The sequence below is a fragment of the Luteimonas yanweni genome, from assembly GCF_039548475.1.
Taxonomy (GTDB): Bacteria; Pseudomonadota; Gammaproteobacteria; order Xanthomonadales; family Xanthomonadaceae; genus Luteimonas.
Map to the genome: position 1 here is coordinate 1 of NZ_JBCLVC010000012.1, position 11,913 is coordinate 11,913.

General features: G+C 69.2%; 13 protein-coding genes and 1 tRNA gene. 3 read left to right on the forward strand and 11 right to left on the reverse strand.

Annotation, left to right across the window (positions count from 1 at the left end; translation table 11 throughout):
- From WCE39_RS08170 to WCE39_RS08180, 3 genes are all read left to right on the forward strand, one after another.
- Positions 1-768 (forward strand): phage antirepressor KilAC domain-containing protein (locus tag WCE39_RS08170; RefSeq protein WP_343276196.1); only part of this gene is annotated, 768 nt, incomplete at its 5' end.
- A complete protein-coding gene (locus WCE39_RS08175; RefSeq protein WP_343276197.1) occupies positions 768-959 on the forward strand; it encodes a hypothetical protein in 192 nt (63 codons plus the stop codon). The genes WCE39_RS08170 and WCE39_RS08175, both read left to right, overlap by 1 nt.
- 1 nt (position 960) lies before the next feature.
- Positions 961-2,067, forward strand: a complete 1,107-nt coding sequence (locus WCE39_RS08180) for a tyrosine-type recombinase/integrase (protein WP_343276198.1) — start codon at positions 961-963, stop codon at positions 2,065-2,067.
- A gap of 83 nt (positions 2,068-2,150) precedes the next feature.
- Here the strand turns inward: WCE39_RS08180 and WCE39_RS08185 are convergent.
- The 11 genes from WCE39_RS08185 to WCE39_RS08235 form a co-directional block, all read right to left on the reverse strand.
- Positions 2,151-2,227 (reverse strand) — tRNA-Pro (locus tag WCE39_RS08185).
- Positions 2,228-2,293: 66 nt separating this feature from the next.
- Complete coding sequence (locus WCE39_RS08190) at positions 2,294-2,650, reverse strand: MerR family transcriptional regulator (protein ID WP_343254937.1); 357 nt, start codon at positions 2,648-2,650, stop codon at positions 2,294-2,296.
- Positions 2,643-2,945 carry an integration host factor subunit alpha gene (locus tag WCE39_RS08195; protein WP_343276199.1) on the reverse strand — a complete coding sequence of 101 codons (303 nt, stop codon included), beginning with the start codon at positions 2,943-2,945 and terminating at the stop codon, positions 2,643-2,645. Before WCE39_RS08195 ends, WCE39_RS08190 begins: the two co-directional genes overlap by 8 nt.
- Positions 2,946-2,958: 13 nt before the next feature.
- On the reverse strand, positions 2,959-5,334 hold the full coding sequence (gene pheT, locus WCE39_RS08200) for a phenylalanine--tRNA ligase subunit beta (protein WP_343276200.1): 2,376 nt from the start codon (positions 5,332-5,334) through the stop codon (positions 2,959-2,961).
- Between the two features lie 43 nt (positions 5,335-5,377).
- The gene (gene pheS / locus WCE39_RS08205; RefSeq protein WP_343276201.1) at positions 5,378-6,403 is read right to left on the reverse strand and encodes a phenylalanine--tRNA ligase subunit alpha; all 1,026 of its coding nucleotides are present in this window, start codon (positions 6,401-6,403) and stop codon (positions 5,378-5,380) included.
- Between the two features lie 153 nt (positions 6,404-6,556).
- Complete coding sequence (rplT, locus tag WCE39_RS08210) at positions 6,557-6,916, reverse strand: 50S ribosomal protein L20 (protein WP_343276202.1); 360 nt, start codon at positions 6,914-6,916, stop codon at positions 6,557-6,559.
- Between the two features lie 13 nt (positions 6,917-6,929).
- Complete coding sequence (gene rpmI / locus WCE39_RS08215; protein WP_055249161.1) at positions 6,930-7,127, reverse strand: 50S ribosomal protein L35; 198 nt, start codon at positions 7,125-7,127, stop codon at positions 6,930-6,932.
- Positions 7,128-7,375: 248 nt separating this feature from the next.
- The gene (infC, locus tag WCE39_RS08220; protein ID WP_343254984.1) at positions 7,376-7,897 is read right to left on the reverse strand and encodes a translation initiation factor IF-3; all 522 of its coding nucleotides are present in this window, start codon (positions 7,895-7,897) and stop codon (positions 7,376-7,378) included.
- A gap of 93 nt (positions 7,898-7,990) precedes the next feature.
- Positions 7,991-9,895 (reverse strand): threonine--tRNA ligase, encoded by a 1,905-nt coding sequence (gene thrS / locus WCE39_RS08225; protein WP_343276203.1) that lies wholly within the window; start codon positions 9,893-9,895, stop codon positions 7,991-7,993.
- A gap of 228 nt (positions 9,896-10,123) precedes the next feature.
- Positions 10,124-11,131 (reverse strand): type IV secretion system protein, encoded by a 1,008-nt coding sequence (locus WCE39_RS08230; RefSeq protein WP_343276204.1) that lies wholly within the window; start codon positions 11,129-11,131, stop codon positions 10,124-10,126.
- A gap of 11 nt (positions 11,132-11,142) precedes the next feature.
- Complete coding sequence (locus tag WCE39_RS08235; RefSeq protein ID WP_343276205.1) at positions 11,143-11,880, reverse strand: hypothetical protein; 738 nt, start codon at positions 11,878-11,880, stop codon at positions 11,143-11,145.
- Positions 11,881-11,913 lie beyond the last annotated feature (33 nt).

Genomic DNA, 11,913 nt, shown 5'->3' on the forward strand with positions numbered 1-11,913 from the left:
CCCCCCCCCCCCCCCCCCCCCCCCCTCCCCCCCCCTTCCTTCCCCCCCCCCCCCCCCCCCCTCCCCCCCCCCCCCCCCCCCCCCCCCCCCCCCCCCCCCCCCCCCCCGGGACGCCACCGCCCAGGCTTCTGGCTGCGAAACGCCCAGACCGAGGAGCTGGTGGCCGAGCTGCTCCAGTGTGCAAATCTGCACAGTGCCCCTGTCCACACGATCAACGGAGGAAGCGCGCCCGGAACCTACGTGGCCAAGGAGCTGGTCTACGCCTACGCGATGTGGATCTCGGCGGCCTTCCATCTGCAGGTGATCCGCGCCTACGACCAGCTCGTGACCGCGCCGCCGGCGCCGGACCCGCTCGCTGCGCTGCAGGACCCCGCGCAGCTCCGCGACCTGCTGCTGGGCTACGCCTCCCGGCAGATCGCGCTCGAGCAGACCGTCGCCGAGCAGGCGCCGAAGGTCGAGGCCCTGGACCGCCTGGCCAGCGCGCGCGGCGCGGTGTGCCTGACAGACGCTGCCAAGGCGCTGCAGGTGCGCCGCGGCGACCTGATCGGCTGGATGCAGGAGCACACATGGATCCACAAGCGCGAGGGCTCGAACTGGAAGGCCTACCAGCCGCGGATCAGCTCGGGCCACCTGGTCCACAAAGTGGTCACCCGCGGCGAGGGCATCGAGGAGCGGATCTACGACCAGGTGCTGGTGACCCCGAAGGGGCTGGCGAAGCTGGCCGAGCTGCTCGAGCAGGATCGGGAGCGAGGGCGGAAGTGCGCTTGATGACCCTCCAGGCCTGGGCCGACAAGTACTTCGTCGACGGGTCCCGCCCGTCCGACGTCACCCTGGGGCGCTGGGCCCGGGATGGAGTACTCCCCTGCCGGAAGGTCGGCGGCACCTGGTTCGTCGACGAGAGCGTCTGGCTCGCCGACGGCGACGACCTTGTCGAGCGCGTCCTCAAGGAGGCAAGCTGAGATGGTGCCCAGAACCCGCTCCAAGGCCCGCGCAGGCTGGCCGGCGAACCTCTACACGTCCGGCCGCGGCGGCTTTAAGTACCGCCACCCGGTGACGAAGGCCGAGACGTGGATGGGCACGGACAAAGCCCGGGTCTTCGCCGCGGCCAAGAAGCTCAACGCCCTGCTGATCCCGAGCAATGACCTGGTGGCGCGCGTGGTTGGCGGGAGCAAGACCGTCGCCGACGCGGTGCGCGTATTCCGCGAGGACGACGTGCCGAACCGCGGCTGGGCGCCGAAGACCGCGGCCTGGTACGGGATCTACATCTCGCGCATCGATGCTGACCTGGGGAAGCGCGAGCTCGAGTCGCTCAGCGTCAAGGACTGCGCCGACTACATCCGGGGCGTCACGGAGTCGGCCCGCAGCAGGCAGACGTACCGGCTGGTGCTGGGCTGGGTGCTGGCGTGCGCGCTGCAGGAGGGTTGGATCGTCGATTCGAACCCGGCCGAGCAGACCCGGAAGTTCGCCCACACCCGCAAGCGCGAGCGGCTCACGCGCGAGGCCTACCACGCCATCCACGCCGCGGCGCCGGCCTGGCTGCAGAACGCGATGGACCTGTCCCTCCTCACCCTGCTCCGCCGGGAAGACGTGGCTGCGGCGCGATTTTCGGACGTGCGCGATGGCGCGCTGTGGGTGGTGCCGCAGAAGACGGAAGGGTCGAGCGCGGTGCGGCTCAAGATCGCCGTCTCCGACGGGCTGGCGGCGCTGGTGACGCGCTGCCGCGACTCGGTCTTGTCGCCGTACCTGGTGCACCGGCTCCCGGGCCGGGCGCGGCCGAAGGGCCAGCAGGCCGCCGATCGGGACCACCACACGCAGGTGATGCCCGAGCAGATCAGCCGGGCCTTCGCCGACGCGCGCGCCGCGGCCGGCATCGAGGGCGACAACCCGCCGACCTTCCACGAGATCCGCAGCCTTGGCGGCGCGCTCCTGATGACGGAGGCCGGGTGGACGAAGGAACAGGTGCAGGCCCTGATGGGGCATGCCGATGTGGCCATGACCACGGTCTACCTGGACGGTCACGACCTGCCTTGGACCGACGTCGCGCCGGGGCTCTCGCTCAACCGATAGGGTTGCAATAGGGTTGCAGTAGGGTTGCAACGAAAAAGCGGCCGCCGAGGTCATCGACAAGCCGCTGATTCGTCAAGCAATTTTGGTCGGGGTAGCCGGATTCGAACCGACGACCACTTGTCCCCCAGACAAGTGCGCTACCAGGCTGCGCTATACCCCGGTCGGAGAATTATAGCCGCCGCGGCGCCGCGATGGGAGCCGCCCGGCATCGAAACTTCAGATGTGCTCAGCGCCGCAGCAGCTGCAGCACGTCCTCCAGCTCCATCCGCACCTGGCGGATGATCTGGCTGCTGAGGGCGGACTCCTGCTTCGCATCGTCGCCCTCCAGCCGCAGGCGGGCGCCGCCGATGGTGTAACCCTGCTCGTACAGCAGGCCGCGGATCTGGCGCACCATCAGCACGTCGTGGCGCTGGTAGTAGCGGCGGTTGCCGCGGCGCTTGACGGGGCTGAGGCTGGGGAACTCGGTTTCCCAGTAGCGCAGCACGTGCGGCTTGACGTCGCAGAGCTCGCTGACCTCGCCGATGGTGAAGTAGCGCTTGGCCGGGATCGGCGGCAGTTCGCGGTTGCTTCCGGGGTCAAGCATGGCTGCCTCCGCCGTACGCCTCGACCCGCTCCTTGAGCTTCTGGCCGGGGCGGAAGGTGACCACGGTACGCGCGGAGATCGGGATCTCCTCGCCGGTCTTGGGGTTGCGGCCCGGGCGCTGGTTCTTGCGGCGCAGGTCGAAATTGCCGAAGCCCGAAAGCTTGACCTGGCGGCCACCCTGCAGGGCTTCGCGCAGCGCGGTGAAGAAGGCATCGACGAATTCCTTCGCCTCGCGCTTGTTCAAGCCCACTTCCTCGTACAGCCGCTCTGCCATTTCTGCCTTCGTCAACGCCATGCCAGCCCCCTGGTCAGCTCCTGATCCTTGCGCCGTGCGCCTCAGCGGCCGCACCGGTGACCGAAGCCACCGCCGCATCCACATCGCGGTCGGTCAGCGTGCGCGAATCATCCTGCAGAATCAAGCCCATGCCGACACTCTTGAATCCCGTTTCCACGCCCTTTCCGGCGTAGACGTCGAACAGCTGCAGGCGGCGCAGGAAGGGTCCGGCGGCAGCGGCCGCGGTGGCCTCGAGCTCGCCCCACGACACGTCGTCGGCCACGATGAAGGCGAGGTCGCGGCGCACCGAGGGGAATTTCGACAGCGCGCCCGCACGCGGCAGCCTGCGCGCCACGAGCGCGGCGAGATCGAGTTCGAAGGCCACCACGGGATGGTCCAGGTCCAGCGCCTGCTGCAGGCGCGGGTGCAGTTCGGCGATCGCCCCCACCACCACGCCGTCGCGCAGCACGTCCGCGGCACGGCCGGGATGCGCCCAGGAGGGCGTCGCGGGACGGAACGCCAGGCGCGTGCCGGACAGCGCTGCGAGCGCCTCCAGGTCGCCCTTGAGGTCGTGGAAATCGACGCGGCGCGCAGCCACGCCCCACTGCTCGGTCGCCGCGTCGCCGCTGGCGACGGCCGCGATGCGCGGGGTTTCGCGCGGTGCCTCGCCGGCGGCGGTCGCGGTGAACACCTTGCCCAGTTCGAACAGGCGCACGCGGTTCTGCTGGCGCGCGGCGTTGCGCGCCAGGGCGTCGACCAGGCCGGGAAGCAGCCGCGGCCGCATCACGCCCAGCTCGGCGCTGAGCGGGTTGGCCAGCCCGACCAGGGGCTCATCGACCTGCCAGCGCTCCAGCAGCGTGGCATCGACGAAGGCGTAGTTGATCGCCTCAAGGTAGCCGCGGCCCGCCAGCACGCGGCGCAGGTCGTGCTCGGGCACGCGCCCCTCGGTGGGTGCGACCAGGCGGGTCGCGCCGCCGGGAAGCGTGGTTGGCACGGCGTCATAGCCGTGGATGCGTGCGACCTCTTCGATCAGGTCCTCTTCGATCGCGAGGTCGAAGCGGCGGGTCGGCGCGGTGACCGTCCAGCCTTCGCCGATGGCCTCGACGCCCAGGCCGAGGGCGCGCAGGATGCGCTCGACCGCGGCATCGGCGATGGCCACGCCCAGCACGCGTGCCAGCCGCGCGCGGCGCAGGATGATCGTCGCCGGGCGCGGCAGGGCATCGGCCAGCACGGCCTCGGTCACGGGGCCGGGCGTGCCGCCGGCGATGTCGAGGACCAGCTTCGTCGCGTACTCCATCGCGGCGCGCGGGAGCTCGGGATCGACGCCGCGCTCGAAGCGGTGGCCGGCTTCGGTGTGCAGGCCCAGGCGCCGGCCGCGGCCGATGATCGCGGACGGCGCGAAGTGCGCGGCCTCCAGGAACACGCTGCGGGTGGCCTCGGTCACGCGGGTATCGAAGCCACCCATCAGGCCGGCCAGGCCCACGGCGCGGTCGGCGTCGGTGATGACCAGGAAGCCGTCGTCGATCGCGACATCGCGGCCGTCCAGCAGCTTGAGCGATTCGCCGCCACGCGCACGGCGCACTCCCACCGGGCCCGTGAGCAGGTCGCGGTCGTAGGCGTGCATCGGCTGGCCGAGTTCAAGCATCACGTACTGGGTCACGTCGACCAGCAGCGATACCGGCCGCACCCCGCTGCGACGCAGGCGCTCGGCCATCCACACCGGCGTGGCGCGAGCGGCATCGATGCCTTCGATCACGCGGCCGAGGTAGCGCGGCGCATCCGCGCCGGCCCCCAGGCGCACGTCGACGGTGGCGTGGCTGCCGACGGGCACCGGCGCGGCATCCAGCGCCGCCACGTCGCCGCCGCAGGCCGCGGCCACGTCGAAGGCGATGCCACGCACGCTGAAGCAGTCGGCGCGGTTGGGCGTGAGCTTGAGCTCGAGACTGGCGTCCGGCAGGCCGAGATGGTCCGCCAGCGGCGTGCCCACGGGCGCATCCTCCGCGAGCTCCAGCAGGCCGGACGCATCGGCATCGATGCCGAGCTCCTTCGCCGAGCAGAGCATGCCGTTCGATTCCACGCCGCGGAGCTTCGCGGCCTTGATCGTGAGCTCACCGACGGTCGTCCCGATCGTCGCCAGCGGGGCGACCAGGCCCGGTCGCGCGTTCGGCGCGCCGCACACGATCTGCAGCATGCCGGCGGCGCCCGCATCGACCTGGCAGACCTGCAGGCGGTCGGCTTCGGGATGCTTTTCGGCCGATACGATGCGCGCGACCACGACGCCGTCCAGCGCCTCGCCCAGCGGCGTGACCTCTTCGACCTCCAGACCGATGGCAGTCAGGGTCGCGGCCAGCTCGTCGCGCGTGGCCGTGGTGGGAACGTGCTGGCGCAGCCAGTTCTCGGAGAATTTCATCGCAACACCCGGTTGTCAGGGTCGAAGGACTGACGCAGCGGCGTCAGGCGAACTGGCGCAGGAAGCGCAGGTCGTTGTCGAAGAAGCTGCGCAGGTCGTCGACGCCGTAGCGCAGCATCGCGAAACGCTCCACGCCCAGGCCGAACGCGAAGCCGGTGTAGCGCTCAGGGTCGATGCCGACGTTGGCCAGCACCTTCGGATGCACCATGCCGCAACCCAGCACCTCCAGCCAGCGGGTGCTGCCGTCGGGCTGCGCCCAGGCGATGTCGACCTCGGCCGATGGCTCGGTGAAGGGGAAGTAGCTGGGGCGGAAGCGCATCTCGAAGTCGCGCTCGAAGAAGGCGCGCACGAATTCCGACAGCGTGCCCTTGAGGTCGGCGAAGCTCGCGTGCTCGTCGACCAGCAGGCCCTCGCACTGGTGGAACATCGGCGTGTGCGTCTGGTCGGAATCGGAGCGATAGACCTTGCCCAGGGCGATCATGCGCAGCGGCGGCTGGCCGCCGCGGGCCAGCAGGTCCTGCATGTAGCGTACCTGCACGCCCGAGGTGTGCGTGCGCAGCACCCGGCGCTCGCCGCTGCCGTCGTCGGCCGTGTAGAAGGTGTCGTGCATGGCCCGCGCCGGATGGTGCGGCGGGAAATTCAGCGCCTCGAAATTGTGCCAGTCGTCCTCGATCTCGGGGCCGTCGGCAAGCTCGTAGCCGAGGCGGCCGAAGATGTCGGCGATGCGCTCCATGGTGCGGCTGACCGGATGCAGGCCGCCGGCCTCGGCGTCGCGGCCGGGCAGCGTCACGTCGATGGTCTCGCCGGCGAGGCGCGCGTCGAGCGCGGCGGCGTCGAGCCCGGCCTTGCGCGCCGACAGCGCGCCGCCGATGGCATCGCGCGCGCGATTGATGGCTTCACCGGCGGCCTTGCGCTGTTCGGCGGGCAGTGCGCCCAGCGACTTGAGCTGCGCGGTGACGCTGCCGCTCTTGCCCAGCAGCGCCACGCGCAATGCCTCGATGGCGTCGGGCGTCGCGGCGGCGGCGATGTCGGCGAGCGCCTGCTCGCGGATGGATTCGATATCGGTCATCGGGGCACCATCGGAAGGCCTTCAGGGCCGTAAACGAACATGGGGAAGGACTTGCGCCCTTCCCCACGTGGGAGCCGCTACAGCGGCGATGTCGTCCTGCCAGGTGTGCCGCCGGAGCGGCCCCGTGGCAGGGCGGGACGACGCCGGGCGGACTCAGGCTGCGAGCGCGCCCTTGGCCTTCTCGGCCAGCGCGGCAAAACCCGTCGCGTCGTGCACGGCGATATCCGCCAGCACCTTGCGGTCGAGGGTGATGCCGGCCTTCATCAGGCCGTTCATGAAGCGGCTGTAGCTCATGCCGTTGATGCGGGCCGCCGCGTTGATACGGGTGATCCACAGCGAACGGAAATTGCGCTTCTTCTGCTTGCGGCCGATGTAGGCGTACTGCAGGGCCTTGGTGACGGCCTGCTTGGCAACGCGGAACACCTTGCGGCGCGCGTTGTAGTAACCCTTGGCCTGCTTGAGGACCTTCTTGTGACGGCGGCGTGCCTGCACACCACGTTTGACTCGTGCCATTGTTCAGTCCTCCTCAGAGATACGGCAGCATGCGGTCGAGACGACCGCTGTCGCACGCCGGGATATGGTTCGTCTGGCGGAGATTGCGCTTCCGCTTCGTCGCCTTCTTCGTGAGGATATGGCTGCGGTTGGCGTGGCCCGCCTTGTACTTGCCGGAAGCAGTCTTCCGGAAGCGCTTGGCCGCGCCCCGATGCGTCTTGATCTTGGGCATTGCGATGTCCTTGTTGGTGACTCTCTACTGGCCCGGGCGGTGGCTTGCGCCACGCTTTCCGTCCTGCCCGTGCCTGCTTGATGGCCCCGGGTGCCGAAGGCAGCCGGGACGGGTCCAACCGGCCCACCCGCAATGCGGACGAACCGAGCCGCGCATTATGCACGGCGGGGGCTGCTGCTGGCAAATCGGCGCGGGCCCGTCCCGAGTGGCGGTGAGGGCCGCTGGTCAGGCGCCGACGGTGCCCGTGGTCACTTCTTCTTCGGCGCGATCATCATCACCATCTGCCGGCCCTCGAGGCGGGGCCTGGACTCGACGACGATGTCTTCACCCAGGTCGGCCTCGATGCGCGAAGCCATGCCGCGACCCAGCTCCTGGTGGCTCATCTCGCGGCCACGGAAGCGGATGTTGACCTTGATCTTGTCGCCTTCCTCGAGGAAGGCGCGCATCTTGCGCAGCTTGATCTGGTAGTCGCCCTCGTCGGTCACCGGACGGAACTTGACTTCCTTGATCTCGACCTGGCGGGTCTTCTTCTTGGCTTCGTTCGCCTTTTTCTGCGCTTCGAACCTGAACTTGCCGAAGTCCATGATCTTGCAGACCGGCGGATCGGCGTTGGGCTGGATCTCGACGAGGTCCAGGCCCTCTTCAACGGCCATGGCGAGGGCTTCGTCGCGCGAAAGCACGCCGATCATCTCGCCATCCGAGCCGATCACGCGTACGCGGGGTACGCGGATGTCGAGGTTCCTGCGGTTCTGCTTGTCCGGGGTACTGATATTGCGATCTCCGTGGGTGGCACTTCTGGCAAGGCCCCGTGCTCCGGGACCCACTGTGCCCGCCACATGGGCAGGCACCGGGCTACATGATACTCAGGGACCCTGCTCCGCGTGCATCCTGGCCGTGAAATCGGCCAGCGGCATCGAACCCAGGTCCTCCCCTGCACGCGTGCGGACGGCGACTGCGCCCTGTTCCTTTTCGCGGTCCCCCACCACGAGCAGGTACGGCACGCGCTGCAGCGTGTGCTCGCGGATCTTATAGCCGATCTTCTCGTTCCGCAAATCCGATTCCACCCGGACGCCTTGATCTGCAAGGGTTTTCCGGACCTCGTCAGCCCAGTCGCCCTGGGCGTCGGTAATGTTCATCACCACCGCCTGGACCGGCGCCAGCCAGGCCGGGAAGGCGCCCGCGTGGTTCTCGATCAGGATGCCGATGAAGCGCTCCATCGAGCCCACGATGGCGCGGTGCAGCATGACCGGCGTGCGCTTCTGGCTGGCCTCGTCGACGTATTCCGCGCCAAGGCGGCCCGGCATCATGAAGTCGACCTGCATGGTGCCCAGCTGCCAGGTGCGGCCGATGGCGTCCTTCAGGTGGTATTCGATCTTCGGACCGTAGAAGGCGCCCTCGCCGGGCAGCTCCTCCCACTCGACGCCGGCGGCGGCCAGCGCGGCACGCAGGGCGCCCTCGGCCTTGTCCCAGGTAGCGTCGTCGCCCAGGCGCGACTCGGGCCGCAGGGCCAGTTTCACCTGCACTTCCGTGAAGCCGAAATCCCGGTAGACCTTCATCGCCTGGGCGTGGAAGTCGGTGACCTCGGACTCGATCTGCGACTCGGTGCAGAAGACATGGCCGTCGTCCTGGGTGAAGCCGCGCACGCGCAGGATGCCGTGCAACGCGCCGGAGGGCTCGTTGCGGTGGCAGCTGCCGAACTCGCCGTAGCGGATCGGCAGGTCGCGGTAGCTGTGCAGGCCCTGGTTGAACACCTGCACGTGGCCGGGGCAGTTCATGGGCTTCAGCGCGTAGGTCCGCTTCTCGGACTCGGTGAAGAACATGTTCTCCTTGTAGTTGTCCCAGTGGCCGGACTTCTGCCACAGGCTTACGTCCAGGATCTGCGGGCAGCGCACCTCGCCGTAGCCGCTCGTGCGGTACACGCCACGCATGTACTGCTCCACCACCTGCCACAGCGCCCAGCCCTTGGGATGCCAGAACACCAGGCCCGGGGCTTCTTCCTGCAGGTGGAACAGCTCCTGGGCCTTGCCGATGCGGCGGTGGTCGCGCTTCTCCGCCTCTTCGATGCGCAGGACGTAGGCCTTGAGCTGCTTCGCGTCGGCCCAGGCGGTGCCATAGATGCGCTGCAGCTGCTCGTTCTTCGCGTCGCCGCGCCAGTACGCGCCGGAGGTGCGCAGCAGCTTGAACGCCTTCAGGAAGCGCGTGTTCGGCACGTGCGGGCCTCGGCACATGTCGACGTATTCCTGGTGGTGATACAGGCCCATGGCCGTGACCTCCGGGCCCATGTCGTCGATCAGGCGCAGCTTGTAGTCCTCGCCGCGGGCCTTGAACGTTTCAATGACCTCCTCGCGCGGGGTCACGCGCTTGATGACGTCGTACTCGGTGTCGATCAGCTCGCGCATGCGCTGTTCGATCGCGGCCATGTCTTCGGGGGTGAACGGCTGTTCGCGCCAGATGTCGTAGTAGAAGCCCTCGTCGATCACCGGGCCGATCACCATCTTGGCGTCCGGGTAGAGTTGCTTCACCGCGTGCCCGACCAGGTGTGCGCTGGAGTGGCGGATGATCTCCAGGCCCTCGGCGTCCTTGGGGGTCAGGATCTGCAGGCTGGCGTCGTGGTCGATGAGGTCCGAGGCGTCGACCTGGCGGCCGTCGACCTTGCCGGCGACGGTCGCCTTGGCCAGGCCCGGGCCGATGGACTCGGCGACCTGCATGACGGTGACGGGGGCGTCGAATTCGCGGCGGCTGCCGTCGGGGAGCGTGATCGTGATCATGTGGGCTGGCGTTCTGGTCTGGCGGGTGGGCCCGCGGGCATGAAAAAGGCGCCACGCGGGCGCCTTCCGGATCGGCCGCGGGCAAGGATCAGCAGTGGGCGGTGGTAGTGCTAATGTCACACGCTCGGCCGGCGCGTTGGCGCGGGCCACCTGTCCGGAAACGGTGTCGCCCTCGATTCTAGCCCATTGCCGGCCGCGTGCGGCGCGCCCGCCGGCGCCGCGCACGGGTCAACCGCCCCGCCCTGCCACGCCCGGGGGAAGGCCCGAGCCCGGCGGAGGCGCCTGGCCGCCACCGGTCGCCACCCCAACCGCGTTGTAGGGCGAGAACTGGCCCAGCACGCCGTTGAAGAACATCGCCGCCATCGGCGGCGCGCTGACGATCAGCATGGTCAGGATCAGGCCCATGCCGCCCTGCTGCATGGCCATCGACGACATGCTTTCCTGCGTCCCTCCGCCGGGGACCAGGTCGGCGACCCAGAACGCGAGGCCGACCGCGATCAGCATATCCATCGCCAGCGTCACCATCACCGTCAGCAGCGCGAGCGAGAACAGGGTGCCCAGTCCGTGGTACAGCCATTTGCTGAACAGCTGGCGGGTTGCGCGGAACAACAGGCAGAGGATGAAGATGGGACCCAGGCCGACGAACAGCGCGATCGCCACCTTGTTCAGGAGCAGCATGCCCGAGGCGATGATTGCCGGCCCGCCGAGGCCCACGCCGGTGAACCACATGGCCCGCGACTTGCGCTGCTCGGTGAGCAGGTCGCCGCCTCCGTCGATCGAGTCGATGACCGTGAGCGCCGCCTGCAGGATGGCCAGGCTCCGGTCGATGTCCTCGTAGGGGCCGCCGTCGTCCCGGCCGGTCACGACCTCCGCCACCACCTCGCCGAGGCCTTCGGTCAGGATGCGGTAGGTCGAGCCGGAGCCGGCGGCGGCCCCGGTGGCGATCCCGATCACCAGCACCGCTTTCAGCGCATCACCGACCAGCGCCATCATCGGCTCGCGCGACAGGCCGGTGGCGATCCGATAGCCCTGCACCAGGATCCACAGCGTGAGCACGCTCAGCGCCGCGGTTCCGGCCACGGCCACCACGCGCCCCAACAGGTTGCCCGCGAACTCGCTGATCTCGTCATCGAGGAAGCTGTTGATCTCGCGGAAGAACACCATGTTCGGCAGCGACTGCGCCTGCGCCCAGTCCATGGCCGCCATCGCGAGTCCCGCTGCGCCGTCGATCGCCATGGGACGCCCTCCTAGCGGTCGCGCGCGCGCGCGCCCTGAAGTGCCACCTTCAGCGCGAGCCCTGCGACCACCGCCCCCGGGCCCGTCTCCGAGAGCGCTTCGTTCGCCACCCGCACGTGGTTTTCGCGCAGCACGCGCAGGGCCGTGTCGTAGGCGGACATGAGCCGCTCCCCGCTTTGCACGTCGTTCTGCAGCTGTCCCTGGATGGACAGGATCCGGTTGGTGTTGGAGGCGAGCTTCCCTTCCTCTTCCGGGCGGATTCCCTCCCGCTCCGCGTAGGCCGCGCGCAGCTCGTCGTCGCGCTCCCCGACGTCTTCGAGCATGGCCACCAGGGCGTTGAACCGCCGGTTTTCCGTTCGCACGATGGACCTGCAATACGCGTATTGCTCGGTGCCCTTGCGGTGGCCCGCCGGGCGGCTCCCACAGCGCTCAGCCAGGCCGGCATCGTCATCGCGCGCCTGGAAGTTCTCGCGGTGGCCGCTGGTGCCCGAGTAGGCGTTGCCGGTCACCAGGGCCTGCTCATATTGCTTGTCCAGCGTCCGCAACTGTTCCGCCTGCTTCTGCAGGTCATCGACTGTCTGCTGGTACTGCGCCACCCAGCCGAGCGCCGTCTTCACCGTATGCGGAACGTCCACCACCGCCCACTGCGCCGCCGCCGGCCCGGCGGCGAACGTGCCGAGCAGCGAGAGCGCCCATCCCGCGAACCGCGTGCGCCGCATGCGCGGCCCTTCGACTTCCCTGTCGTCCATGTCCCACTCCTTGGGTTGAAAGCATGTGATCCG

Excerpts from the sequence above, each read along its gene's own strand:
- WCE39_RS08230 (WP_343276204.1), bottom strand. The coding sequence starts at position 11,131 with ATGGCGATCGACGGCGCAGCGGGACTCGCGATGGCGGCCATGGACTGG.
- rplT (WP_343276202.1), bottom strand. The coding sequence starts at position 6,916 with ATGGCACGAGTCAAACGTGGTGTGCAGGCACGCCGCCGTCACAAGAAG.
- WCE39_RS08175 (WP_343276197.1), top strand. The coding sequence starts at position 768 with ATGACCCTCCAGGCCTGGGCCGACAAGTACTTCGTCGACGGGTCCCGC.
- WCE39_RS08195 (WP_343276199.1), bottom strand. The coding sequence starts at position 2,945 with ATGGCGTTGACGAAGGCAGAAATGGCAGAGCGGCTGTACGAGGAAGTG.
- rpmI (WP_055249161.1), bottom strand. The coding sequence starts at position 7,127 with ATGCCCAAGATCAAGACGCATCGGGGCGCGGCCAAGCGCTTCCGGAAG.
- pheT (WP_343276200.1), bottom strand. The coding sequence starts at position 5,334 with ATGAAATTCTCCGAGAACTGGCTGCGCCAGCACGTTCCCACCACGGCC.
- WCE39_RS08190 (WP_343254937.1), bottom strand. The coding sequence starts at position 2,650 with ATGCTTGACCCCGGAAGCAACCGCGAACTGCCGCCGATCCCGGCCAAG.
- thrS (WP_343276203.1), bottom strand. The coding sequence starts at position 9,895 with ATGATCACGATCACGCTCCCCGACGGCAGCCGCCGCGAATTCGACGCC.
- WCE39_RS08235 (WP_343276205.1), bottom strand. The coding sequence starts at position 11,880 with ATGGACGACAGGGAAGTCGAAGGGCCGCGCATGCGGCGCACGCGGTTC.
- WCE39_RS08180 (WP_343276198.1), top strand. The coding sequence starts at position 961 with ATGGTGCCCAGAACCCGCTCCAAGGCCCGCGCAGGCTGGCCGGCGAAC.
- pheS (WP_343276201.1), bottom strand. The coding sequence starts at position 6,403 with ATGACCGATATCGAATCCATCCGCGAGCAGGCGCTCGCCGACATCGCC.